20 protein-coding genes are annotated in these 23,858 nt (G+C 62.8%); 4 read left to right on the forward strand and 16 right to left on the reverse strand.

What is annotated here, in order from left to right; genetic code table 11:
* Nucleotides 1-317 precede the first annotated feature (317 nt).
* Nucleotides 318-1,280 carry an AraC family transcriptional regulator gene (locus tag JQK88_RS33045; RefSeq protein ID WP_192247604.1) on the reverse strand — a complete coding sequence of 321 codons (963 nt, stop codon included), beginning with the start codon at nt 1,278-1,280 and terminating at the stop codon, nt 318-320.
* Between the two features lie 213 nt (nt 1,281-1,493).
* On the opposite strand from JQK88_RS33045, the gene JQK88_RS33050 reads away from it, so the two are divergent.
* A complete protein-coding gene (locus JQK88_RS33050; protein WP_192247601.1) occupies nt 1,494-2,264 on the forward strand; it encodes an alpha/beta fold hydrolase in 771 nt (256 codons plus the stop codon).
* Nucleotides 2,265-2,438: 174 nt separating this feature from the next.
* Complete coding sequence (locus JQK88_RS33055) at nt 2,439-3,512, forward strand: ABC transporter ATP-binding protein (RefSeq protein ID WP_192247598.1); 1,074 nt, start codon at nt 2,439-2,441, stop codon at nt 3,510-3,512.
* Between the two features lie 60 nt (nt 3,513-3,572).
* Here JQK88_RS33055 and JQK88_RS33060 read toward each other — a convergent pair whose 3' ends face one another.
* The 6 genes from JQK88_RS33060 to JQK88_RS33085 all read right to left on the reverse strand — a co-directional run bounded on the left by JQK88_RS33060 (nt 3,573) and on the right by JQK88_RS33085 (nt 10,551).
* A complete protein-coding gene (locus JQK88_RS33060) occupies nt 3,573-4,415 on the reverse strand; it encodes a carbohydrate ABC transporter permease (protein ID WP_203280752.1) in 843 nt (280 codons plus the stop codon).
* Nucleotides 4,412-5,296: a carbohydrate ABC transporter permease gene (locus JQK88_RS33065; RefSeq protein WP_203280753.1), complete on the reverse strand. Its 885-nt coding sequence runs from the start codon at nt 5,294-5,296 to the stop codon at nt 4,412-4,414. The genes JQK88_RS33060 and JQK88_RS33065 overlap by 4 nt, the downstream gene beginning before the upstream one ends.
* Before the next feature lie 59 nt (nt 5,297-5,355).
* On the reverse strand, nt 5,356-6,630 hold the full coding sequence (locus tag JQK88_RS33070) for an extracellular solute-binding protein (RefSeq protein WP_203280754.1): 1,275 nt from the start codon (nt 6,628-6,630) through the stop codon (nt 5,356-5,358).
* Nucleotides 6,631-6,744: 114 nt separating this feature from the next.
* Nucleotides 6,745-8,250 (reverse strand): arabinosylfuranosidase ArfA, encoded by a 1,506-nt coding sequence (gene arfA, locus JQK88_RS33075; protein WP_203280755.1) that lies wholly within the window; start codon nt 8,248-8,250, stop codon nt 6,745-6,747.
* A 104-nt stretch (nt 8,251-8,354) separates the two neighbouring features.
* A complete protein-coding gene (locus JQK88_RS33080) occupies nt 8,355-9,281 on the reverse strand; it encodes an ArsR/SmtB family transcription factor (RefSeq protein ID WP_192247587.1) in 927 nt (308 codons plus the stop codon).
* A gap of 388 nt (nt 9,282-9,669) precedes the next feature.
* Nucleotides 9,670-10,551 (reverse strand): metal-dependent phosphohydrolase, encoded by an 882-nt coding sequence (locus JQK88_RS33085; RefSeq protein ID WP_192247584.1) that lies wholly within the window; start codon nt 10,549-10,551, stop codon nt 9,670-9,672.
* A gap of 179 nt (nt 10,552-10,730) precedes the next feature.
* Between JQK88_RS33085 and JQK88_RS33090 the strand changes: the two genes are divergently transcribed.
* Nucleotides 10,731-11,798, forward strand: a complete 1,068-nt coding sequence (locus JQK88_RS33090) for a cyclic nucleotide-gated potassium channel (protein ID WP_203280768.1) — start codon at nt 10,731-10,733, stop codon at nt 11,796-11,798.
* 48 nt (nt 11,799-11,846) lie between these two features.
* Here JQK88_RS33090 and JQK88_RS33095 read toward each other — a convergent pair whose 3' ends face one another.
* The 7 genes from JQK88_RS33095 to JQK88_RS33125 all read right to left on the reverse strand — a co-directional run bounded on the left by JQK88_RS33095 (nt 11,847) and on the right by JQK88_RS33125 (nt 20,664).
* On the reverse strand, nt 11,847-12,275 hold the full coding sequence (locus JQK88_RS33095) for a DOPA 4,5-dioxygenase family protein (RefSeq protein WP_192247581.1): 429 nt from the start codon (nt 12,273-12,275) through the stop codon (nt 11,847-11,849).
* 177 nt (nt 12,276-12,452) lie between these two features.
* Complete coding sequence (locus JQK88_RS33100) at nt 12,453-12,611, reverse strand: DUF3309 family protein (RefSeq protein WP_192247578.1); 159 nt, start codon at nt 12,609-12,611, stop codon at nt 12,453-12,455.
* Between the two features lie 95 nt (nt 12,612-12,706).
* Nucleotides 12,707-15,877, reverse strand: a complete 3,171-nt coding sequence (locus tag JQK88_RS33105; protein ID WP_203280756.1) for an efflux RND transporter permease subunit — start codon at nt 15,875-15,877, stop codon at nt 12,707-12,709.
* A 72-nt stretch (nt 15,878-15,949) separates the two neighbouring features.
* The gene (locus tag JQK88_RS33110; protein WP_203280757.1) at nt 15,950-17,128 is read right to left on the reverse strand and encodes an efflux RND transporter periplasmic adaptor subunit; all 1,179 of its coding nucleotides are present in this window, start codon (nt 17,126-17,128) and stop codon (nt 15,950-15,952) included.
* Nucleotides 17,129-17,321: 193 nt separating this feature from the next.
* Nucleotides 17,322-17,930, reverse strand: coding sequence for a hypothetical protein (locus JQK88_RS33115; protein ID WP_203280758.1), 609 nt, complete (start codon nt 17,928-17,930; stop codon nt 17,322-17,324).
* Entirely contained in the window at nt 17,927-20,200 is a 2,274-nt protein-coding gene (locus tag JQK88_RS33120; RefSeq protein WP_203280759.1) for a xanthine dehydrogenase family protein molybdopterin-binding subunit, read from the reverse strand. Before JQK88_RS33120 ends, JQK88_RS33115 begins: the two co-directional genes overlap by 4 nt.
* Nucleotides 20,201-20,202: 2 nt before the next feature.
* The gene (locus JQK88_RS33125; RefSeq protein ID WP_192247564.1) at nt 20,203-20,664 is read right to left on the reverse strand and encodes a (2Fe-2S)-binding protein; all 462 of its coding nucleotides are present in this window, start codon (nt 20,662-20,664) and stop codon (nt 20,203-20,205) included.
* 117 nt (nt 20,665-20,781) lie between these two features.
* On the opposite strand from JQK88_RS33125, the gene JQK88_RS33130 reads away from it, so the two are divergent.
* Nucleotides 20,782-21,378 carry a TetR/AcrR family transcriptional regulator gene (locus JQK88_RS33130; RefSeq protein ID WP_192247561.1) on the forward strand — a complete coding sequence of 199 codons (597 nt, stop codon included), beginning with the start codon at nt 20,782-20,784 and terminating at the stop codon, nt 21,376-21,378.
* Here the strand turns inward: JQK88_RS33130 and JQK88_RS33135 are convergent.
* Both JQK88_RS33135 and JQK88_RS33140 read right to left on the reverse strand, forming a co-directional pair.
* Nucleotides 21,369-22,499 carry a patatin-like phospholipase family protein gene (locus JQK88_RS33135; RefSeq protein WP_203280760.1) on the reverse strand — a complete coding sequence of 377 codons (1,131 nt, stop codon included), beginning with the start codon at nt 22,497-22,499 and terminating at the stop codon, nt 21,369-21,371. The two genes, JQK88_RS33130 and JQK88_RS33135, sit on opposite strands and share 10 nt — an antisense overlap.
* Before the next feature lie 217 nt (nt 22,500-22,716).
* On the reverse strand, nt 22,717-23,805 hold the full coding sequence (locus JQK88_RS33140) for a citrate synthase/methylcitrate synthase (protein ID WP_203280761.1): 1,089 nt from the start codon (nt 23,803-23,805) through the stop codon (nt 22,717-22,719).
* Nucleotides 23,806-23,858: the final 53 nt, after the last annotated feature.

Genomic DNA, 23,858 nt, shown 5'->3' on the forward strand with positions numbered 1-23,858 from the left:
AGTTCCTCTCGTTGAAGGAACTCCATGGTCGGATCGCAGCTTCTACCCGCTCAAGACCAATACCTGTCGCGCCATCTCAGAACGAGGCGCCCCTCCCGCGAAGCGGGTTCGTGCATGAGGCGCAAAGTGGCCGGCCGTACCTGCCTGACCTGAATTGCAGGGCGAATGCTACTATGAGGCCGAACGGCGCACTTTGCCGAGGCCTCTACACCCCCAAGCGTCGGCTCCGTATCCACCTCCAGCGCCTCTTCCGCCTCATCCTGCCGGAGCCCCCCGCCGCCCATCGCCAGACCTTCCAGAAGCCAGCTTGGTCGAGGTCAGTCCGCGACTTCTGCTTCCAGAACGCCCCCTTGCCTTCGGCCACCGTCAGACCGGCGAGCTGCTCGATAACGGCCGGGCGACAGGCCATGATGTCGATGGAACAGTTTCGAAAACGCGGCCACGGTCTCGTAACCGACGCGGGTCGCGATCCGTGCAATCCCCTCGTCGCTTGTTTCGAGCAGAAACGCGGCCTCCGACATCCGCCGTGCAATCAGATAGCGGTACATGGACTGGCCGACGAGCTTGGTGAAGCGCGCTGAAAACGCCGAGCGACCGAGCCCCACGCGCTGCCCCAGGTCGGTAAGGGTCCAGGGTTGATCCGGTCGTTCGTGGATCAACTGCAGCGCCGGTCCTATGTGCGGGTCCGCCATCGCCCCCAGCCACCCGCCTTCTCCTGATGCAAGAGACTTGATCCAGCTTCGCAGCACCTCGACGAAGAGCACTTCCGTCAGCCGTGAGAGGGCGACGTCCTGGCCGGGGCGCGCAAGCGCCGACTCGCTGACCATGCGTTGCAGTATAGCCTCGAGCCATCCGCCGTCTTCCGTCGGCCTCAGGAGAAGCAGGGGCGGCAGCAATTCCAACACGCTGCCGCGCGAGGGCCGCTCCACAGTGAAATTGCCGCAGATCATCGTCGAGAACGGCTCCGCGTTGCCGCCATGACGAACGACGCCAAGACGTCCGGGCAGTCGATCGAGGTCCGGAATCGGTAGCGGCTTCGTCCGGCGATCCGAATAAATCACGTGAGGCTCGCCACGTGTGATGACGACAAAGTCGCCCGCGCTCATGTGGAGTTCCCGTCCCTGGTCGAGCGCGAGGGTGGCTGAGCCCCGGCTGAGATAATGGAACAGGGCGTAGGGGCGCGCCGGCAATGCCAGATTCCATGGATGGCCGAGCTCGAAGTGGAACAGCAGGGTTCCACCGAGGCGGACGCGGTCGAGCACTTGGCCGAGGATGTCCATCCTGCCGATGTTAGTACTGCGGACGGTCCGACACAATATTCGGACGATTGAGGCCTAACGTCCAAATGCTCCACGTACTACTTGGTCGCAAGTCGAGCCAACGGGTCGCGCGGCAAACCATCACGCAAACGGCGGATGGGAAAACCCGCGACTTTTGCCGACACGCCTGCCTCCCCGGACCCCCGTCGTCCGTCATCCCAACAGGAGCAATGAATGCGAAATCTTCTACTCTCAGTCGCCGCTGTCCTCATGGCCGGAGCAACATTTGCCGCCCCCGCCCAATCGGCGCAACTGCCCAAGGGGGCGGCGCACAATATCGTGCTCGTCCATGGCGCTTTCGTCGACCAGACGAGTTGGCAGCCGGTTGCCGATATCCTCACCAAGAAGGGCTACAACGTAACGCTGGTCGAAAACCCGCTCACCTCGCTTGCAGCGGACGTCGATGCCACCAAACAGGCGCTGGCGAAACAGAAGGGCAAGACGGTTCTCGTTGGCCATTCCTGGGGCGGTGTGGTCATCACGCAAGCAGGTGACGAACCAAACGTCTCGGCGCTCGTCTACGTCTCGGCATTCGCGCCCGACGTGGGAGAATCTCTGGCGGCCTTATCCAAGAGCGGTCCGGCAACCGAAGGTGCTGCTGCGATTCATCCCGACGAAAAGGGCAACCTCTACATCGACCCCAAAGTGTTTCCTTCGGCAGTCGCGGCTGACCTTCCGCCGGAGATCGCCGAATCCCTGGCAAACCATCAGCTGCCGTTGAACCACACGGCGTTCGAGGCTCCCGTCGACACGGCAGCCTGGCACGATAAGCCGACGTTCTATGTGATCAGCACGAAGGACAAGGTCATCGCACCCGAGGTCCAGAAGATCTTCGCCGACAGGATGAAGGCTGAGACGACGGAGGTCGCCGGCAGCCATGCCTCCCTCGTCGTCCACGCGAAGGAAGTCGCCGCGGTGATTGAGAAGGCCGCACTCGTGAAGTGACGATACCGCTCCCGGCACCTTCGTGCCGGGAGCACCACGCGTGCTCGGGTGAATGGGACCGACTGCAGACGGTCGGCTTTTGGCAAGATAGCTTGGAAACCTTGTGCCGTAGCTCCCGCGTTCCTTGACATCGGGTATTTATCCGAAATTATGGAGGAAAGAAGGATCGCAGGCATGACGGGAATCGCGCTGTCGGGCGTATCAAAGCACTTTGGCGCAGTCGAAGTGATCCGCGAGGTTAGCCTGGACATTGAGCCAGGAGAGCTGGTCGTGTTTCTCGGCCCGTCCGGTTCTGGCAAAACGACGCTGCTCCGGATGATCGCCGGTCTCGAAAGCATTGACGAGGGCACGCTGACGATCGACGGGGTGCGCTCGGAGAACCTGGCGCCGGGCAGGCGCAACGTTGCGATGGTCTTCCAGAACTATGCGCTCTACCCACATATGACAGTCGCGGAGAACATGGCCTTTGGGCTGAGGAACATTCGGGTCGCGCCGGATGTTATACGCCAACGGATCGCTGAGGCTGCGCGTATCCTGGAGATCGAAGCGTTGCTCCACCGGCGGCCGTCGCAGCTCTCCGGCGGGCAGCGCCAGCGCGTGGCCATCGGGCGTGCGATCGTCAAGGAGCCCAAGGCATTCCTGTTCGACGAGCCACTCTCCAATCTGGACGCGGCGCTTCGAGCTCGTACACGCGTCGAGCTTGCCGAACTGCATCAGCGTTTGAAGTCGACGATGATCTACGTCACCCACGACCAGGTGGAAGCAATGACCCTCGCCGACCGTATTGTGATCCTCAACGATTGCCGGATAGAGCAGATGGGAAGACCCGACGAGGTCTATGCACGTCCGGCATCGCGATTCGTCGCGACCTTCGTCGGGTCTCCAGCGATGAACATTCTACCTGTTACGGTTTCAGGCTCAGGCGACAGGCTCAAGGCGCGCTTGACGGATGGATCGCTCGTCGACCTTCCCGGCGCGCCGGTCAACATGGATTGGCGCGAACTGGGAGTGCGGCCGGAATCGCTGACTGTCGTCTCCGAGGGCAGTGATACATCCGCCACGGCCACGGTTGTCGAGCGCCTTGGCGAGCGAACGCTCGTCTATGCGCGGCTCGCGGATGGGACGCAGGTTACAGCACAGGATCGCGGGCTCTCGAGCGTCAAACCGGGCGACGCCGTTCGGCTGAAGTTCGACACCGCCGCCCTCCATCTTTTCGCCGCGGACGGATCGACCTGGCACGCGCGCTGACCGGGCCTGAATCCGCCGACCGGGGTGCCCCTGGCATTGCGCTTCGCTTGCGGGCCGCGGCTAGCCCTTGATGCCTGCCGAGAGCGTTATCGCTTCGGTTACTCGGCGTTGGAAGAAGAGGTAGGCCAGTGCCACGGGAAGGCCGGCCAGTACAGCTGCCGACAGCTGGCGCGCGTAGTAGACGCCGAAGGCGTCATTGACCTGCGTGATGCCGACGGTGATCGTCATCATCTCGGTGCGGGTCACAGAGAGGAACGGCCACAAGAACGCATTCCACGTCCAGATGAAGCAGACGATCGACAGCGCCGTCGTTACCCCCCAGTTCATCGGCACGTAGATTTTGAAGAGGATCCCGAATTCAGACGCATTGTCCATGACCGCGGCCTCACGGAAGTCCTTCGGGACCTGATCGAAGAATTGCTTGTACACGATGATGATGACGGGATGGATGAGCTGCGGCAACATGATTCCAGCCCAGCTGTTGAGCAGGCCAAGGTTGGCGACCAGCACGAAATGATTGATGATCAGCGCCGAAATTGGCACCATGAAGGAGGCGAGGATCAGCCACCATAGCGCGATCCGCCCCGGGAACCGCAACTGGGAGATCGCGTAGCCGCACAGCATCGAGATGAAGATGGTGATGACCGTTACGCCGACCGCGACCGCCACCGAATTGATGTACCAGGTGCCGATCTGTGTGGTGGTCACGGCGGAAATATAGTTCTCCAGCGTCGGCGTCTCCGGCCAGAGCTCGATGTAAGGCCGGACGACTTCGTCGTCCGGTTTGAGCGATGAGATCACACCCCAATAAAGCGGGAATGCCCATAGGATGGCCCAGACGAGCGTCAGTGCCGTGATCATCCCGCCCCAAAAGTTCCAGCGCTGCGCAGCCATGGCGTTCATCGGCGCCGCCTTTCGGCGAGCCGGAGCAGTTGGAATTGCAGGACCGAGACGACGACCACAAGCACGAAGAGGGTGACGGCGACAGCCGCGGCCCTGCCTCCCTGGTTCTGCTGGAAGGCCTTCTGGAAGACGTAGTAGACGAGCACCATATTGTCGTTCGGCCGGCCGCCGATCGAGAACAGATAGACCTGGTCGAAGATCTTGAGCTGCAGGATAAGTTGGATGGTCAATACCAGCGAGGTGATCGGCCAAAGCAGTGGCCAGGTGATACGCCGGAACGTGGTCCATCGCGTCGAGTTGTCGAGCGCCGCGGCTTCGTAGATCTCCACTGGTATGGACCGTAGTCCGGCGAGGAAGAGGAGGATCGAGAAACCCGCGGTCCACCAGATCGTCACCCCGGCCACCGCCGGCAGGAACCAGGCGCGCGACTTAAAGACCGGTACGCGCGGGATTTCCAGCCAGTCCAGCACATGCATCGCAATCCCGAACTGGAAATTCAGCGTCCAGTCCCAGATCAAATAGACCACGGACACCGGCAGGATATAGGGCAGGAAGAACAGCGCCAGCACGGTCGCCTGGAACCGGCCCTTGAGGCGTGACACGCCAAGCGCGATCAGCAGGGCGATGAGTGTTCCCGGGACGACCGTCATCAGCACGAAGTAAGCGGTGTTCCAGACCGCGCGCCGGAACATCGGGTCGTTGTCGAGCCGCAGGTAGTTGTCGAGACCAACCCACCGACCCTCGCCGATCAGCGGCGCATCGGTGAAGGAGATGCGAAACATCTGAACCGTCGGATAGACGAACGCCAGCAAGTAGATCGCAAGGAAGGGAGCGACCAGCACCAGCGCGACAAGACATTCAGTTCGGGAGTTGCGAAGCATGGCTCTTCCTCAAATATGGCTGGGACCGTCCTGGGCGGGGCGGTCCCAGCCTTTGAGCCCTACATGCTGTTCAGCTCTTCCTTGATGGATTTCACCGCCTCGCCCGGGTCCATCTCTCCATTGAGGGTCGGCACGAAATAATTGGACATGATGTCGAAGATCGGCCCGGCGACACCAGCCTTGGGCGACTTCGGATCGAAGATCATGTTGGCCGTCAACGTCGAGTAGGTCGCATTGGGCTCCATTGCCTTGTATTCCGCCGTCTCGGTGACTGGCCTGTAGGCCGGGATATGGCCTGCCGTGGCCCAGAAAAGCGAGTGCTTGTCCATCCATGAGATCACCTCGAGAACGACGGCACGCTTTTCAGGGGTGATCTCCTTGCCCTTGTTCTTCGGGATCGCGAACGAGTGGCTGTCCGCATAGGTGCATGGCTTGTCGAAGATCACCGGGATCTCGACGGCGCCCCAGTCGAACAGCTTGCCTTGCTTGGCGAGGTCGGTCATCGTAGGAACTTCCCAGACGCCGTTGATCATCATTGCGGCCTTGCCCGAGGTGAATAGGGCGACGGTTGCGGGATAGTCCGTATAGGTCGACTGCAGCCCAGCTTTCGTCCACCCTTGCAGAACCGCTAACGCTTTCGCCAGCTTTTCGGCGTTGTCGCCGGCGAGGAACTCGTTGCCCGTCAGAAGCTCGCCACCTTGCTGGCACACCAGCGAGTAAATGGTGCGGTACATGAAGTTGCCGTCGGCGGTGACGCTGCCCAGCGGGAACTCGACGCCGGCGTCCTTCAACTTCTGCAGTGTCGCGGTGAATTCCTCCTTGTTGCCCATGCCCACGGGACGGCCGTCGCCGCCGAGCACGCCTGCCTTCTTCAGAAGGTCGCGATTGTAGTACAGGACGATTGGATGGGTATCGAGCGGCACTGCGTATTGCTTGCCGTCGACGGTCACTGCGTCCATCGTCGTCTGGGCAAAATCCGAGGCCGAGAGGCCCATCTTGCTCATGTCGTCGGCGGTGATTTCTTCGAGAATGTCCTGGCTCACCGCCAGGGGGATGCGGCTGGCATGATAGGTCATGACGTCTGCCGCCTCACCGACCGCGGCCGAAGTCTGCACCTTCGCGTAGAAGGGCGTGCCCCACTCCAGCGTCGTGGCGTCGATCTTGATCTTGCCGGCGTGGGCGGTGTTGAAGTCGGTGATCATCTGCTTCATGCGCACACCGTCACCGCCGCCGAGGAAATCCCACCATATGACGGTTTCTTCAGCCTGGGCCGCGACGGCCCAAAATCCTCCGGCCGCAACCACCGCTATGGCCATTATCCTGCGAAAGTTCATCTCAGCTTCCTCCCGAGTACGGCGGTTAGATCCGCCTTGAACGTTTCAATGCTACACCAAACCAAACCCCCTGCAACGGATTTTACGGTATATATCTGATAGTCGGATATTAACTCAGAGTCTCACACGCACCATCGAGTAAGAGTGCGGCGGCAAGTTCAACGTCATTCCCTTGCTGCTGAGCGCAGCCCCGTTGCCTTTGACCGGTGATACGTTGTCGGGCGCGTCCTTGGTGTTGCAGGCCTCGAGATCGTCATGACGAATGATCGTATGCTCGATGGACTTGGCGGCGAACCGCTCGAGGGCGACGTCTGCCTCTATCGTCTCGGATCCATGCCGGTTGATTGCGAAGAAGGTCAGCGTGCCGGCGTTCGAATCATGCACGCCTGCAATGTCGAGCCATGGCACCTTGTCGGCCGCGGCCGCGTCATAGGTAGGCACCTCGACCGCGAGCTGCAGCGCGGTGCCGCGGCCATGCTTGGAGGCCAGCATGAAGGGCCAGTAGATCGTCTGCCGCCAGGCGCTGCCGCCGGGATCGGTCATGATCGGCGCGATCACGTTCACCAGCTGCGCAATGCAGGCGATGCGAACAATATTCGACCGTCGGATAAAGGTGTTGATGATGCAGCCGACCTGCAGCACGTCCTCGAAATTGTAGATGTCTTCCAAAAGCCTGGGCGCTTCCGGCCAGTCCCAGGCGCGCATACGCTCGGCGTCCAGCTTGCGCTGATGGTACCAGACGTTCCACTCGTCGAAGGAGATTTTCACGTCCCGCTTCGAGCGGGTCTTGGCCTTCACGTAGTCGATGATGCCCGCGACCGTACCGATGTAGCGGTCGAGCTTGGCTGGAAGAGCCAAATATTCGGCCGTATTCTTCTCGTAATTCTCGAAATACATGTGGAGAGAGATGTAATCGACCTGCTCGTAGGTCGCCTCCAACACTGTTGCTTCCCACTGCGGATAGGTCGGCATATTGGAATGCGACGAGCCGCAGACGACCAGTTCCACTGTCGGGTCGAGGCCGCGCAGCGCCTTGGCGGTCTCGTTGGCGAGATGGCCGTACTCGCTCGCCGACTTGTGGCCGACCTGCCAGGGACCATCCATTTCATTGCCGAGACACCAGAGGCGGCAGTTCCAGGGCTGCGTGCGTCCATTCTTGGCCCTCAGGTCGGACCAGTAGCTGCCGCCCGGGTGGTTGACATATTCAACGAAGGCCCGCGCCTCGTCGAGGCCGCGGGAACCGAGATTGACCGCAAGCATCATCTCGGTGCCGGCTTTTTCGGCCCAGTCGGCGAATTCGTGGATTCCAACCAGGTTCGGCTCCGTGGTGCGCCACGCAAGATCGAGGCGCCGCGGGCGGTTCTCCTTTGGGCCTATGCCGTCTTCCCAATTGTAGGCGGACACGAAGTTGCCACCCGGGTAACGGCAGATCGGAGTGTCGAGCGCACGCACCAACTCGATCACGTCCTTGCGCATCCCCTCTGCGTCCGCTTGCGGATGTCCGGGCTCATAGATGCCCGTATAGACCGCCCGGCCAAGATGCTCGAGAAACGAACCGTAAAGACGTTTGTCGATATCCGCGACGGCGTAGGCCGCGTTCGCCGTGACTCTGGCTTTCATGATCCCTCCCACTGCGGACTATCAATCCGACTTTCCGGTTTGTATCCGGGTCGTGGGTCAGTTAAGGGCGGAGTTCATCCGCCCGTCAAGGGTCCAGTATGCTCTCAAGCCTTGAGCAGGCGCAGAACGATGTCGTTGCTGTAATTGCCGAAGCCGCTGCCGAAGATGTTTATGCCGCCTGGGTGACGCGCATCTTCCTTCACGCCGATTCGTATCCGGATCGAGCGGTGCCGCTCGAGTTCCAGATCAGCCAGCGAGCATTTGGAAACCTTGTCATCGCCGCGATAGGTGCCGTTATTCGTGACGCGCCAGTGTACGAGGTCGCCATACTGCGATCCGGCTAGCTTCCACCAGCCGGGCGTATGCTTGCCGCGCTTGTCGCCATAGTCGGCCGGCGCCGTCCAGGTATCTATCTCGTGTCCGTTAATCGCGACCGTGATGTCCGATGGCCAATCCTTCGAAGTGCCCGGCACCTCGGACGAAAGCTCCATCGCCAGCTCCAACCCGCCGACTTTGGCATTGGCAAGCGTCGCATTGTTGGGAAACTGGTATTCGACGAAGCCGCGCGTGAACCACAGCAGCCCAGCCCGCATACGGTCAGGATCGAGGAAGGTGTCGGGCACATCGAGAAGTCCGATGACGCCGTCCTTTGAACACAGGCCGCAGGGGGCGGAAACTTCGCATCTTGTGTAGAGTCCAAGCGGCATCGCCACTTCTATGACGCCGAGATCCTGCGCCGGGGTGCGGTCCTTAAAGACGACAACCAACTCGGAGAAGGTCGAATAGCAGACCTTCTGGCTTCCCTTGCGCGCCTTCTGTGATTTCGTCTCGATCAGACCGACATCGACAAGAACCTGGATGTTTGCGGAAATTGTCGATTGCGGAAGACCCAGTTCTTCGGCCACCTGATTGACGTTTTTCGGCCCCTTGCGGTGCAGCAGATCGAGAATCCGGACCCGGACCTCGCTCGCAAGGCTCTTCAACAAGTCGAGCCGCTCAAGCGGATCGACAACCATGATTTCATTCGACATATGGCCCGCACTCGTCACACGGGTTATGTATCAGCAGATCAGATACAGATAAAGCCGGTGACAGTTCTGAATTGAACCGCGTGGAAGCACCGCTTTCGGCGTTGCATCGGCCCACACCCCGGCACCAACACAGATCATCACGTGGGAGAAACGGGTCTGACGTCTATCAAGCGCCTCTGCCCGAGGCTCTCGGACAATTCGAAGGAATTATGGCGTCCGCTTCTGGGAACCAGTATGACAATCCGCAATGGTCGCGAAGGAGACCTGGCCCATGGCCTGCTCATGCGGGCCGAGCTGTTTGTCGTGCCAATTGAGCGCCGGGAATCGGGGCACCTCGGCGCCGGCGTTCTGCCAGCCGGAACCGGCGGAAAGCAAACAACCCCGGCGCTTAAGTCACCACTGAAAGGCTCGCCGGCTGCAACACGCCGGGGAACGGCCCGATCCTGGCCGGACGATGCCCGGATTGGAAGAGGTTGCTGTGGAGGTTGGCGACCCACTGCTTGCCTTCGGTCGTCAGCTCCAGATAGCGGATCGCGTCGCCAATATAGGGCTCGACCTTCAACGTGAAGAAATCGCTGAAAATGGCGCCAAGATCGGCGGCGGTCTTGCAGCCGAGCTTTTCCGCCATCCCGGTCTCGGAGAACTCGGCAAACAGGGCCGGCAGCTTGCGGTGGTAGAAGGGATCAGCGAGTTGGCCGATCAGATCCGCGGCCCTGACCAGCGCCGGCTCGGTGTTGGTGGCCTGGTAGGCCGGATCGCTTGGTACCGGAAAGCGCGTCATCTCGATCGCCGCGACAATGCGCTCCTCGTCGATGAACTTCGAGGACCCAAAGCGTTGGCGCGCATAGATCTTGGCGCGCTCGATATGATAAGGCGCGAGCACCGCGTCGGAAGCGCCGCGCGGTGGCGTATGGCGCTCGCCGGCCTCGTTGATGACGAAGCTGTCGTCGCTGTCGCCCGGGCATATGCCGTGCACCATGCCAATGTCGTGGACCAGCAGTGCGCAGGTGTAATGCAGCCAGTCATCGGGGGTCAGGGATTCCGAAAGCAGCCGGCCGCGGATGATCTGCTGGCCGGCGAGCGTCACCATCAGCGTGTGCTCGATGTTGTGATAGAGGGCGTTCGAATTGCCGATGCGCTCCAGGACAAGGCGGGCCGCGCCGCCTATGTAGGCCGCATACTCCGAATTGCGATGCGAGAAATACTGCAGATAGAGTTCCGACAGATGGTCGCCGAGCCGGTCGGCCATGATGGAAATCGGATTGAGCATGACAATCGTTCCTGGCCTATTTGAAGCACGACAGATCGCGTGCGACAGCCATCCTAGCACGGTTCCGGTGTGGATTTTATCACAGCGTCGGTGATGCGCATCGCAGCCGCAGCAGGCACCTTTGCGCTTGCCTTGAAGCCATCCTAATCTGCAGGGTAATCGCCGCTCGTGGGCATAAAATGTCGGTACTGCCATTCCTGAGAATTTACGCGCCGCTGAACGCGGCGCTGGCTGCGCCCGGGCTCCTGGCGGTGGCTGCGCTCACGACACCGAACATTTCGGGACGAAGCAGGCTGGCTCTGGTTGCCCTGCTCGCTGTCATTTGGGGCGCCTATCTCGTGCAGATGGTCGCGACGCTGCTCAAGCGCCGGGCGGGAGACCTTCAGGACAGGACGCCGGCAATCGCCATCGATGTGCTCGCGGTCCTGGTTCCACTCGCCGCATTTCTGTTCATCCGCACGCCCGACTGGAGCCTCTACTGTGCTGTCTGGCTGCTGAAACCGCTGCGCGACTCGACCTTCTTCCCGGTGCTGGGCAGGGTGCTGGCCAACGAAGCGCGCAACCTGATCGGTGTCACCACGCTGTTCGGCGTCGTTCTGTTCGGTGTCGCGCTCGCGGGCTATGTCATCGAGCGCGACATCCAACCGGAAAAGTTCGGCAGCATCCCCCAGTCAATGTGGTGGGCGGTAGTCACGCTGTCCACCACCGGCTATGGCGACGAAATTCCGCAAAGCTTCGCCGGCCGCGTCCTAGCCGGGGCGGTCATGATGAGCGGCATCGGCATCTTCGCGCTCTGGGCCGGCATTCTTGCCACGGGCTTCTATCAGGAAGTTCGTCGCGGGGAATTTGTCCGCAATTGGCAATTGGTCGCCGGCGTGCCGTTGTTTCAGAAGCTCGGCCCGGCCGTGCTGGTCGAGATCGTGGCCGCGTTAAGACCTCGCACGGTGCCGGCGGGCGCCGTGATCTGCCGCGTTGGCGAGCCCGGTGATCGAATGTTCTTCGTCGTGGAGGGGCGCGTCACCGTCGCGACGCCGAAGCCGGTGGAGCTTGGCCCTGGCGCCTTCTTCGGCGAGATGGCGCTGATCAGCGGCGAACCGCGTATGGCGACCGTCAGCGCCGCAACGGCGGTCTCCCTCCTGTCGCTGCACGCGGTGGATTTCCAGATGCTGTGCAGCAGCAGCCCGGAGATCGCGGAAATCATCCGCAAGACCGCGCTCGAGCGGCGCGGCGTGGCACCGACGGCTTGACCGTACTGCAGTCCCGGAGCGAGCGCCGCCAACTTCGGCTCGTACCCCCTAAGCCCCCAGCGTCGGCTCGGTATTCACCTCCAGCGCCTCTTCCGCCTCATCCTCCTCGCCAAGAACCTCGCCATGCACCCCAAGCGGGCGACCGATCCAGATCGGGTCGACCAGATGGTCGCGCTTGGGGTTGGTGGTGTTGGGGTGGATGAGGATGCTTAAGCCGCCATGGTTCAACATCAGCCACGGGACCAGGGTAGCGAAAATCTCGGTGGCGAAGGAGACCTGGTACATGGCCTGCTCGTGCGGGCCGACCGGCTCGTCGCGCCAATTGCCGAGGCGCACGCGGAAACGTTCGCCGATGCGCAGGCGCAGCCATTCGGCATGCTGCCGCTCGGCCTGCCCGTCATAGTAGATATGGGCGTGATAGCTGGCGATCTCGGCGAGCGGCCTTGGCGGGCTTGGGCTGGCGGTGTCAGCGTTCACCTCGATGGTTCCCTCGATGATTGTCGTGCGGGCAGCGTATACGCAAGGGAGCTGCCCGGCAAAGGGGGCGCGTGGCGGGTGCTTCACGCGTGACCACGGGATCCCGTCCGGTCGCCCGGCAATGGGGAGAGCCATTCCTAAAGGGGGAGCACCATCCGCTACCGCGATGCCGTCCGTTCAAATCCTACCGATCAACACCAGGATCAACAGCACCACCAGGACGACGCCGGCGATCCCTGAGGGACCGTAGCCCCAGGAGCGCGAGTGTGGCCAGGCCGGCACGGCGCCGATCAGGATCAGGATCAAAACAATGATGAGGATGGTGCTGACGGTCATTAAGAATCCCTCGCCGCGATGCGGATATGATGGGACAATGCAAAAGGCCGCCCGGTTGTTCCGGACGGCCTTTTGTCTGACTGATCGAAGCTGGCCTATTCGGCGGCTTTCGGGAAGGCGATTGCCGGTTCGTCGAGCGGATCCGGTCTCGGGCTCGAGGGGGCATCGGGCTTCTTGTCGCGGCCGGATATCCGGCGGAAGAACGCGTAGAAGCGGCTGTTCTTGCTGCGCGTGAAGATCATCAGCATGGACGGCGTCACCACCAGCGTCAGCAAAGTAGCGAAGGACAGGCCGAAGACGATCGCCGAGGACAGCGAAATCCACCATTGCGTCGACGGCGCGTTGATCGTCGTCTCGTGATGGAAGATTTCGAGCCCAAGGCCAAAGGCGATCGGCAGCACGCCGAGAATGGCCGACACCGCCGTCAGCACGACCGGGCGGGCGCGTTCGCGGCAGGTCTGCAGCACCGCCTCCATCTTGTCCCAGCCCTCTTCGCGCAGCCGGTCATAGGTGTCGATCAGCACGATGTTGTTGTTCACCACCACGCCGGCCAGCGCGATGACGCCGATGCCCGACATGACGATGCCGAACGCCTCGCCTGTCAGAAGCAGGCCCAGGAACACGCCGATCGTCGCCATGACCACGCAGGACAGCACCAGAAGCACGCTGGTGAACTTGTTGAACTGCATCAAGAGCACCAGGAAGATCAGGAAGATCGCCGCACCGAAGGCCTTGCCGAGGAAGGCGCTGGCTTCGGCGCTGTCCTCGTTCGAGCCGGCGAGCTTCCAGCGTATGCCGCTGTCGAGCTTCATGTCGGTGACCGCCTTTGCCACCTCCGCCTGCACCGCCGCAACCTGCGTGCCGGCGGCGACGTTGGCCTGCACCACCACGGTGCGCGCGCCGTCGATGCGGTTGAGGATGCCGACCGTCGGCTCCGGCTTGCGCACGACGAAGTTCGAGATCGGCACCGAGCCTTGTGAGGTCTGCACGCGAAGCTCGTCGAGCGTCGACAGCGTGCGCCGGTCCTCCGGCAGGCGCAGCCGGATGTCGACTGCATCGTCGGCGCCGGCCGGCCTATATTCCGACAACTTCAGCCCGTTGGTCACCAATTGCACCACCGTGCCAACCGAGGTCGGGCTGATGCCGTATTGCGCCGCCTTGGCGCGGTCGACCTCGAGCGCCCAGTCGACGCCGGGCGGCGGCAGACCGTCGGAAATATCGATGACGCCGGGCACCTTGGCGATGCGCGCCGCAACGGCGCGGGCCTGGTCGTCGAGCCCCTTCGGATCGATGGCCGAAAGCCGGAGCTGGATCGCCTTGCCGGTGGGAGGACCTGCCTCCGGCACGCGCACCTCGACATCGACGCCGGGAATGCCGGCCATGACGGCGCGCAACTCGTCCAGGATGTGGTTCGCCGATTTGCGCTCGCGCCAGTCGATGAACTCATACTGGATGACGCCGACGACATCTTCGGGCACGTCCTGGCCGCCGCCTTGCGTCTTGCCGACACGGGTATAGACCGATTTCACGCCCGGCCAGCCGAGCAGGCGGTTTTCGGCGATCTTGGTCGCCGTATCCATTTCGGCCAGCGAAAGATTGCCGCGGGCGTGCACATAGAGTAGGCCGTAATCGGGTTCGACGCTGGGGAAGAACTCGACGCCGGCGCCAAATTTCGAATAGGCGAAGCCGACGCCGGTCAGCAAGACCGCGGTGAGCACCAGCACGGTGATGGGGAAACGCACCGCCTGCTTGACCAGCGCCATGTACCAGCCGTCGCGATTGTCGCCCTCGTGATGCTCCGGCGCCTTGGCGAAGATCGCGCCAAGCGTCGGCGCGAACACCAGCGCGTAGAGCATCGAGGCCGACAGCGTCACGATCAGCGTGATCGGCATGTATTTCATGAAGTCGCCGATGATGCCGGGCCAGAACAGCAGCGGCGAAAACGCCGCGATGCGCGTCATCGTCGCGGCGATGACCGGACCGGCCATGCGCTTGGCGGCGAGCGCGAAGGCTTCGGCCTTCGGCATGCCTTCACCCATCCGCCGTTCGGCGAATTCGGTGACGATGATGGCGTCATCGACCAGCATGCCGACCGCCAGGATGAGGCTGAACAGCACGATCATGTTGATCGTGTAGCCCATCATCGCAAGCAACAGGATGCCGATCAGGAAGGATGACGGAATGGCAAGGCCGATCAGCAGCGAGGCGCGGCCGGACAGCGCATAGAGGATGACGATGAACACCAGGATGACGGCGATCATCACATGGTTCTGCAGGTCGCCCAGCAGCTGGTTGACGAAGACCGACTTGTCCTGCGTGTAGGTGATATTCATGCCTTCCGGCATGGTCTTGACGTAGGCGTCTGACACTTCCCGCACCTTGGCCAGCGTGTCGATCAGATTGGCGCCGATGCGCTTCTTGACTTCGATGGCGATGGCCGGCTTGCCGTTGAGGCGGGTGATCGTCTCGGCATCGGCGAAGGTCGAACGCACCGTGGCGATGTCCTTGGCCTGCACGACGGCATTGGGGCCGGCGACAACCGGCAAGGACGCCACATCCTCGGGCGTTTCGATCAGCGACGGCACCTTGACCGCGTATTTGCCTTCCGAGCCTTCGATGTTGCCGGCGGCGACCAGGCTGTTGGAGGCGCCGACCGCGCCGATCAGCTGGTCGAGCTGCAGGCCGTAGGACGACAGCTTCATCGGATCGATGACGACTTCGACGAGGTCGTCGCGCGAACCTTGCAGAGAGCCTTCGAGAACGCCCGGCACTTCCTCGATGCGGTCGCGCAATTCGCGCGCGGCGGCCGTCAGCACGCGCTCGGGCAATTCGCCCGACAACGTCACCACCAGCACCGGGAATTCGGAAATGTTGACCTCGGTGACGACAGGCTCTTCGGCGGCCTGCGGCAGGTCGGCCTTGCCGTCTTGCACCTTGGAGCGCGTGTCCTGCAGCGCGGTCGCCAGATTGGTCTGCGGCTGGAACTCGACCAGCACATAGCCGCCGCCCTGGAAGGCGGCCGAGCGCATTTCCTTGAGGCCCTTCAGGCTCTTCAGCTTGCTTTCCATCGGCCGCAGCAGAAGGCGCTCGGAATCCTCCGGCGAAATGCCCTGATAGACCAGGCTGACATACATCATCGGAATCGGAACGTCGGGTTCCGCTTCCTTCGGCGTCGACTCATAGGCAACCCAGCCCGCCAGCAGCAGGAACACCAGGACCGAAATGGTCAGGCGGGCATTGTTGATCGCGAGTTTGACGATATCCATGGCTAACGCCTGTTCTCAAGATTTCAGGAGCCGCATTGCAGCCGGTTGTCCCCGCCCGGGGCCATTCCGGCGCTACTGCGTTGTCGCTTCGCCCAACAGTTTCTGGATGGTCGCCTGATCGGCTTCGACCGGCTTGACGACATCGCCTTCCTTGACCAGCTCCTGGCCGGCGACGATGACGCGGGCATCGGCGGGAATGCCGCCAAGCACCAGGCCTCCAGGTGAGTCGTCGACCAGGTCGATCGGGAAGAACACCACCTTGTTGTCCTTGTCGACGGCGCGGATGCCGAGGTCGCCCTTGTCGCCGAGCGTCACCACCGAGCGCGGCAGCATGACGGCGTCGGTCGGCAGCGCGCTGAGCGCAATCTCGGCCGTCATGCCGGCCGGCACCGAGCCGTCACCATTGGGAATGGCGATCTCGACGCGGAAGGTGCGGGTTGCCGACGAGGCGTCGCGGCTGATGTAGCGCACGGTGCCTTCGACGGTCTGGCCGCTGACCAGCCGCACCGCGGCCTTGTCGCCGAGCTTGAGATAGCCGAGGTCGCGCTCGCTGACTTCGCCGCGCGCAATCACCGGATCGAGCTTGAGGATGGTGGCGACTTCGCCGCCCTGCATGACGGAACTGCCGAGTTCCACCGGCACCCGGTCGATGACGCCGTCGAAGGGCGCCTTGACCAGATTGCGGTCGAGTTCGGCCTGCGCCGTCTCCAGCTGGGACTGCGCCGCGGTCAGGTTGGAGCGCGCCGTGTCGAGCTGCAGCTTGGGCAAATTGCCGGTCTTCATCAGCTTTAGCGACGCGTCCAGTTCGGCCTGGCGCTGCACAACAAGCTGCTTGGCGTTGTCGACCATCGAGATCTTTTCTTCCGCCGCCAGCATCAGCACCAGATCGCCGGTCTTGACGTGATCGCCCTGCTTGACCGGCAGCTTTTCGATGACGCCGGCGACGCGCGTGGCCAGCACAGCACGCTTGTCGGCTTCGGTCAGCCCGGAAATGCGGATGGCGCGGGCATAGGTCTTGCGCGGCGGCGTCACCACCGCGACGGTGCGTAGCGGCGCCTTGGACTCAGCCTCTGCGGCCTTGGCTGCATCCGGCGCCTTGGCCTGATCGCCTGGCTTCGCCTGATCGCCTGTCTTGGCCGCGTCTTCGACGGCGGCGCTGCCGACAGACGAGAACGCGCCTGTCCCCATCCAGGCGGCGAAACCGATGAGCACAACAATAGCGGCAAGCTTGTGAAACCTGATTTTCGGCATCATTGTTTTTCCACTGCGGGGTTCGGCCAAATCGTTTTCTAACAGAGGGCCGTCATGTAGGAGCTTCCGCGTCTTTCAACTCGGGCGCGTCGCCGATATGGGTGCGCGCTGTGCCGTGTTCAATTTGCCGTGAACGGCGACCCGCGCTTCTACATCAAAGTTGCAGCGCAATATAGTCACAAAAGTTGCGCGATCATTGTGTCAGGGGACACGGCGCGCCTGCCGCCATCCAGTTCTCGATTGCTTGATAGGTCGCTTCGGCCGAGCCGGGCGCCGGCTCACGATCGGCACCTGGCGCCCAGCCCCAGGCGACCAGTTTGTCGTCGCGCACATGCAGCGCAACATCCTCCAGGCTGCGGTCGCCATTGCGGTTGCGATCCTTGATCTGGGCGCAGATTTCCGCCGAGGATTTGCCAAACCAGACCATCTCGGTCGGCGCCAGATGCCAGTTCTCGGCACCGGGCGGTCCGTGCAATGCACTGGAATTGCTGGCGAAATGACACGTGGTGCAGCGCAGGCCCGGATTGCCGAAGCCGGAGCCGTCGGCGCCACGCTGGATGTTGAAGGCATGAACGCGCGTGCCGCCATAATGAGCGCCGGACCAGCGCGGCCGGTCGTCGGCGACATGACAGTCGGCGCAGCGCGGATGCGAGAACACGGCGTAGATCTTGTCCCATTCGGGCAAGCCTTTGGCGGTGTCGACCGCCATCGGCGCCGGTGTCTGGCTTTCTTGTGCGGTTGCGAAGAGCGCCGCTGACAACAGGGTGGCAACAGACGTCAGGATGATGAGGAGCTTTGTCATGCGAAGGCCACCGCCTTCGACAGCGGCAGCGTTCGGATGCGTTTGCCGGTGAGCGCGAAAATGGCATTGGCCAGTGCCGGAGCCGCCGGCGGCGTGCCGATCTCGCCGACACCGCCCATCTTGTGGAAATTCTCCAATATCGCGACTTCGAAGGCCGGGCACTGGAAGATGCGCATGGCATCGAAGTCGTGAAAATTCGACTGTTCGACCATGCCATCGGCGAAGGTGATTTCCTGACCCATGGCCGCCGACAGCCCATAAATGGCGGCCGAGATAAGCTGCGCCTCGATGATGCCTGGGTCGAGCGCGGTACCGACATCGGCGGCGATCCACATCTTCTCGATGCGGATGCCGGCGGGCGTGTCGGCGACCTGAACGATCTCGCCGACCCAACTGCCGAAGGACAGCGAGAACGCCATGCCTTTGGCCTTGCCGGGCGGCAGCGCCTCATCCCACTTCGCCATCGCGGCGACTTTCTCGACCACCGCCACCGCCGCCGGATAGGCGGCCATCAGTGTCTTGCGCAACGCGACCGGATCGGTCTTTCCAGCCACCGCGATTTCGTCCAGAAATCCTTCGTGGAAGAAGCCGTTGATCGAACTGCCGACCGAGCGCCATGAGCCGACAGGGATGGTGACCGGGGCGGCAATGGCGCTCACCCGGTAATTCGGGATGGTGTAGGGCTGGTCGTAGGCGCCATCGACGATAGTCTTGTCTGGCCCGATCGGCGATATCGAAGGGAACAGCCGGCGCAAGGTGCCAGCGATCACCGATGGCGAGGCGATCGTCATGTCGACGGCCACCGGCAGGCCGTCATCGCCGAGCCGCGCCCGGAACTTGCCGACAGCCGCCGGCCGGTAGGCGTCGTGGCGCATGTCCTCTTCGCGCGTCCACGTCACCTTGACCGGCCGTCCCTCGGCCGCTTTCGCCATCAGCGCCGCGCACAACGCATAGTCCATCTCGACTCGGCGGCCGAAGCCGCCGCCCATGAAGGTGGTGTGGACCGTTACTTTGTCCTGCTCGATGCCGAGGACGTTGGCGCAGAGCTGGCGCACCAAGGTCGGCGCCTGGTTGCCGCACCAGATGTCGAGCACGCCGTCTTTCAGCCGCGCCGTCGCATTCATCGGCTCCATCGTCGCATGCGCCAGATAGGGCACGGCATAGTCGGACTCGATGATTTTTTCGGGCGGTGCGCCGGCAAAGGCCTTGGCGACATCACCATTGTCGCGCATCGCCGAGCCCTCGGCGCCTAGCGCCTGCTTCAGCACCCCGGCAATTGCTTCGCTGTCCGGCGGATATTCGGCATCGGCCCATTGGGCGTCGATCGCTTCCGCCGCCTTGAATGCCTCCCAGGTGTTTTCGGCAATGATGCCGAAGCCATGGCCATAGTTGGTTTCGAGCGGCACGATCTTGATCACGCCGGGCATCTTTTCGGCCTTGGCGACGTCAGCGCTGACCGGCTTCGACCAAAAGCGCGGGCTCATCTTCACCGTGCCATAGACCATGTCCGGCAGGCTGACGTCGATGCCGAAGATCGGCGCGCCGGTAACCTTGGCAAGCATGTCGATCCGCTTTTGCGGCTTGCCCAGAAGGTTCCAGTCGGCTTTGTCCTTGAGCCGGACTTCGGCCGGTGGCGCCATCGCGGCAGCGTTTGCCGCCACTTCGCCATAGGTCAACGACTTGCCTGAGGCCTTGTGCAGGATTGAACCGTTGGCCGTTTCCAGATCGGCAGCAGCGACGCCAAGCTTCTGCGCCGCCGCCGCGATCAGCATCTGCCGCGCGGCGGCGCCCGCCTGCCGCATCTTGTTGAAACCATCGCGCGTCGAGGCCGAGCCGCCGGTGCCTTGCAAAGCGAGGAACTTGCCGACCACGCCGAGACCAGAACGCACCGCCTCCGCGGTCATGCTCTCGTCGAAGAAAGCGAACGGGCCGCCCTCTTCCAGGATCGCCGCATTGTAATAGGCGTAGGAGGCCGGGCCGTGTTCGACCTTGACCTGGTCGAGACCGACATCGAGCTCTTCGGCGACCATAACGGCAAGCGTCGTCGAGATGCCCTGTCCCATCTCGGCGCGCGGGGCGACGATGGTAATGGTGTTGTCGGCGCCGATTTTCACATAGGGGTTGAAAGTCGCCTCACCAGCGGCGAGATCGCCCTGCAGCGGGTTCGGGTAGGGCTTGCGGTAATAATAATAGCCGACGGCAACGCCACCGGCGATGGCGGCCGCGCCGATGAGAAAGCTGCGCCGCGCGATCTTTCCGACACTGGCCATGATCAGAGCCTCGCCGTCTTGAGGACGGCCGCCTTCTTGATGGCGGCGCGGATCTTCGGATAGGTGCCGCAGCGGCAGAGATTGCCACCCATGGCATTGTCGATGTCGGCGTCGGTCGGATCGGCGACTTCGTCGAGCAACGCCACCGCGCTCATGATCTGGCCGGCCTGGCAATAGCCGCATTGCGCGACCTGCTCCTCCAGCCAGGCCTGCTGCACCGGATGCAGCTTGCCGGGCGTGCCGATGCCCTCGATGGTGGTGATGGCGCCTGTCGCGTGGCCAACCGGCAGTGAGCAGGAACGCACCGGCTGGCCGTCGACATGCACCGTGCAGGCGCCACAGGCGGCGATGCCGCAGCCGAATTTCGGCCCGGTCTTGCCGATGAGATCGCGCAGCGCCCACAGCAGCGGCATTTCGGGATCGGCATCGATGTCGAACGACTGGCCGTCGACTGTGAGGCGCATGGGATACCCTTCGTTGTCGTCCATAGCCCGGGCGAAATGGTCGACTGCCATCTCGCCTTACACGTTGACAAATTTCGTAATTTTGTCAATAGAGGTTCCGCAGATAGTGTCGCAGCCGTGAATCAGATCGAAGACATCACCACCACAGACCCCAGGCGCACCCGCATTCTGGACGGCGCCTTGAAGGTGTTCCTGGCCTATGGTTTTTCGCGCACCACCATGGACGACATTGCGCGTGCCGCCGACATGTCGCGGCCGGCCCTCTATCTGCTATTCAAGAACAAGACCGACATTTTTCGCGCCATAGCGATGATGATTTTGTCGCGATCGGTCGAGGCGGCAAAAGTGGCGCTGGCCGGCGATCGCGCCTTCCCCGAGCGAATGACGCAAGCCATTGACGAAGCCCTGATCTCGATGATGCGCACCGTCATTGCCTCGCCGCACGGCGCCGAGCTGCTTGACATGAAGTCGAGCCTTGCCGATCTCGTCGGCTGCTGGCGCGACGGCCTTGGCGCGCATATCGCCACGGCGATCGAGAACGAGGCCAGGCGCAACGGCACCGACCTGGCGGCCAAGGGCCTGTCGGCGCGGCTGCTCTCCGACATGCTGCTTGACGGGCTGGAAGGCATGAAGGCGCGCATCAGCGACCCGGACGAACAGCGCACGGCCGTGGCCGCGCTGGTCAAGGTGATCGACCTCGCCCTTCAGGCCTGACGGCGCTCTGCCTCGGGCTTCTTGCGCGCGGCGAGGAATTCCTTGACCCGCCGACCCGGCGCCGGCCCGCGCACCGGCTTGAAGCCGTCGTCGAGCTCGCCGGAAAGATCGAGCGTCGGGCGCTTGCCGACGGCGTCGTAGTTCTCTTCCAGCCAGTCGCTCGCCGCTATGCGGCCGAGGTCGCGCAGATAGGTCAGGAAAGCCCATTCGGCATTGACCTTCGACGACGCCGACAGATCCTTGAACGCCTCGTCGGCATCGATGCGATGCATGCGGATGTCACGGTATTCGCCACGCGGCAGGCGGCCGGCGGCGATCAGTTCCTTGACGAAGGCGATCGAACGGAATTCGTTCAGCAGCCCGGCATTGAAGGTGATCTCGTCGATGCGGTTCTGGATCTCGTTGGCGCTTCTCGGCGTGCCTTCGCGCACCACCGGATTGATCTGCACCAGCAGCACGTCCTCGGTTGCCGCCGTCTTGAAGAACGGGTACAGCGCCGGATTGCCGCCATAGCCGCCATCCCAATAGGGCACGCCCTTGATCTCGACGGCGCGGAACAATTGCGGCAGGCAAGCCGAGGCCATCACCGTGTCGAGATCGATCTCGCCGTCGGAAAAGACGCGCAACTGTCCGGTCTCGACATTGGTCGCCGAGATGAACAGTTCCATCGACTTGCAGGCGTGGACATTGGCAAAATCGATCTCCTGTTCGACCACGTCGCGCAGCGGGTTGAGCCCGAGCGGATTGGCGACATAGGGGGAAAACACCCGCGACATGGTGTCGAAGAAGAAATAGCCGGGCGTGTTTTCGATCGACCAGTTGCCCCAGGCGACGTCCCACGGCATGCGCTGCACCGGGCTAAACCGGCCCTTCGCCGCCACCGCACGCCAGAAATCGTCGAGCTTCTGCCGCGCGCCGTCGACGCCGCCGCGCACGAAGCCGTCGGCCAGCGCGACCGCATTCATGGCGCCCGCGCTGGTGCCGGACACCGCTGCAATGTCGAGCCTGCCATCCTCCAGCAGCCGGTCGAGCACGCCCCAGGAGAAAGCCCCATGCGAGCCGCCGCCTTGCAGCGCGATGTTGCTCTTCTTGGTTTCCTCCGCCTTGCCGTTCTTCGTCATGGCGTTCCTGTATCGGTTTGGTCGCTGCTGCCTTATCCCGCCCGGGAATCGGGCGAGTTCGACTGCAGCGGACTTATGTTGCAGTGCAGCATATAAGGGATTGCCGAGGCAAGAACACGAACACGGTCGCGTGATCACATGAAATTTTGGTCATAAAAGAAAAGCCTCTCCGCCGTGAGGCGGAGAGGCCATGTTCTTCCGAAATAGGCCTGGAGCCTCAGGCAACAAGCTTCGGCACCGGCCCGACATAGCGCGACTGCGGCCGGATCAGCCGGCCCGTGGTCTGCTGTTCGCGCGCATGCGCGATCCAACCGGCGACGCGCCCGGCAGCAAAGACATTGCTGAACGCCGCTGGCGGAAAGCCCGCCGCCTCCAGCACCAACGCGGTGTAGAACTCGACATTGGTCTGCAGCGAGCGCTGCGGCTTGGCGATGCGAAGCACCTCGAGCGCGGTCTGCTCGACCTTTTCGGCAAAGGCCAGCCGGCGGCCGGTATCGCCTTCACCGCCAAGTTGCCGCACCACCGCTTTCAGCACATCGGCGCGCGGATCGCGCACGCGGTAGATGCGATGGCCGAAGCCCATAATGCGCTCGCCATGCTGGACTTCGTCGCGCAGCCAGGTGGCGGCATCGCCATGCGCCTGGATTGCATCGAGCATCTCGATCACTGGGCCGGGGGCGCCGCCATGCAGCGGCCCCTTGAGCGCGCCTAGCCCGGCCAAAACAGAAGATGTCAGCCCGGCCTGCGTCGAAGCGACGACGCGGGTAGCAAAAGTCGAGGCATTGAGGCCGTGGTCGCAGACGGTCACCAGATAGGTGTCGAGCGCTTTTGCCAAAGCCGGCGACGGGACCGCCCCCTTGAGCATTCGCAACATGTCGGCTGCATGATCGACCTTGGCGTCCGGTGCGATCGGCTGCTCGCCGCGCTTGAAACGCAGCAGGGCCGGCGTCAGCACCGTGGGCGCCGCGATCAGCCGCAACGCGTCCGCCAGCGTCTCGCCGTCCGGCAGCAGCGCCATGCCGGCGCGCATGGCGCTGTAGACGTCAAGCGGCGCCAGAAGCGGCAGCGAAGGTTTGAGCCGCTCGAACACCTCGACGCGACCTTCGCCCAGTCTTGCCGCCAGTTCCGCATCGCTGGGCAGATCGTCGAAGAAACCGTCCAGCAGCAGGCGAACCACCTGCGCGTAGCGCCACCGGCCGGCCAATTCCGGCAAGGCATGGCCCCTTATCGTCAGATGGCCGCCGAGGCCATCGACATCGGAGAGCACCGTCTCCGCCGCCACCACATCATCGAGCCCGTTCGCCATGTCTCATCTCCTTGCAGCTTTGCTCGGCGAAATATAAAAGTTGACCACGCGCT

This window comes from Mesorhizobium caraganae (assembly GCF_016836705.1).
Taxonomy (GTDB): domain Bacteria; phylum Pseudomonadota; class Alphaproteobacteria; order Rhizobiales; family Rhizobiaceae; genus Mesorhizobium; species Mesorhizobium caraganae.

What these genes read in the sequence shown, in the direction of transcription:
- JQK88_RS33045 (WP_192247604.1), bottom strand. Translation starts at nt 1,280, where the DNA reads ATGGACATCCTCGGCCAAGTGCTCGACCGCGTCCGCCTCGGTGGAACC.
- JQK88_RS33050 (WP_192247601.1), top strand. Translation starts at nt 1,494, where the DNA reads ATGCGAAATCTTCTACTCTCAGTCGCCGCTGTCCTCATGGCCGGAGCA.
- JQK88_RS33055 (WP_192247598.1), top strand. Translation starts at nt 2,439, where the DNA reads ATGACGGGAATCGCGCTGTCGGGCGTATCAAAGCACTTTGGCGCAGTC.
- JQK88_RS33060 (WP_203280752.1), bottom strand. Translation starts at nt 4,415, where the DNA reads ATGAACGCCATGGCTGCGCAGCGCTGGAACTTTTGGGGCGGGATGATC.
- JQK88_RS33065 (WP_203280753.1), bottom strand. Translation starts at nt 5,296, where the DNA reads ATGCTTCGCAACTCCCGAACTGAATGTCTTGTCGCGCTGGTGCTGGTC.
- JQK88_RS33070 (WP_203280754.1), bottom strand. Translation starts at nt 6,630, where the DNA reads ATGAACTTTCGCAGGATAATGGCCATAGCGGTGGTTGCGGCCGGAGGA.
- arfA (WP_203280755.1), bottom strand. Translation starts at nt 8,250, where the DNA reads ATGAAAGCCAGAGTCACGGCGAACGCGGCCTACGCCGTCGCGGATATC.
- JQK88_RS33080 (WP_192247587.1), bottom strand. Translation starts at nt 9,281, where the DNA reads ATGTCGAATGAAATCATGGTTGTCGATCCGCTTGAGCGGCTCGACTTG.
- JQK88_RS33085 (WP_192247584.1), bottom strand. Translation starts at nt 10,551, where the DNA reads ATGCTCAATCCGATTTCCATCATGGCCGACCGGCTCGGCGACCATCTG.
- JQK88_RS33090 (WP_203280768.1), top strand. Translation starts at nt 10,731, where the DNA reads ATGTCGGTACTGCCATTCCTGAGAATTTACGCGCCGCTGAACGCGGCG.
- JQK88_RS33100 (WP_192247578.1), bottom strand. Translation starts at nt 12,611, where the DNA reads ATGACCGTCAGCACCATCCTCATCATTGTTTTGATCCTGATCCTGATC.
- JQK88_RS33105 (WP_203280756.1), bottom strand. Translation starts at nt 15,877, where the DNA reads ATGGATATCGTCAAACTCGCGATCAACAATGCCCGCCTGACCATTTCG.
- JQK88_RS33110 (WP_203280757.1), bottom strand. Translation starts at nt 17,128, where the DNA reads ATGCCGAAAATCAGGTTTCACAAGCTTGCCGCTATTGTTGTGCTCATC.
- JQK88_RS33115 (WP_203280758.1), bottom strand. Translation starts at nt 17,930, where the DNA reads ATGACAAAGCTCCTCATCATCCTGACGTCTGTTGCCACCCTGTTGTCA.
- JQK88_RS33120 (WP_203280759.1), bottom strand. Translation starts at nt 20,200, where the DNA reads ATGGCCAGTGTCGGAAAGATCGCGCGGCGCAGCTTTCTCATCGGCGCG.
- JQK88_RS33125 (WP_192247564.1), bottom strand. Translation starts at nt 20,664, where the DNA reads ATGCGCCTCACAGTCGACGGCCAGTCGTTCGACATCGATGCCGATCCC.
- JQK88_RS33135 (WP_203280760.1), bottom strand. Translation starts at nt 22,499, where the DNA reads ATGACGAAGAACGGCAAGGCGGAGGAAACCAAGAAGAGCAACATCGCG.
- JQK88_RS33140 (WP_203280761.1), bottom strand. Translation starts at nt 23,805, where the DNA reads ATGGCGAACGGGCTCGATGATGTGGTGGCGGCGGAGACGGTGCTCTCC.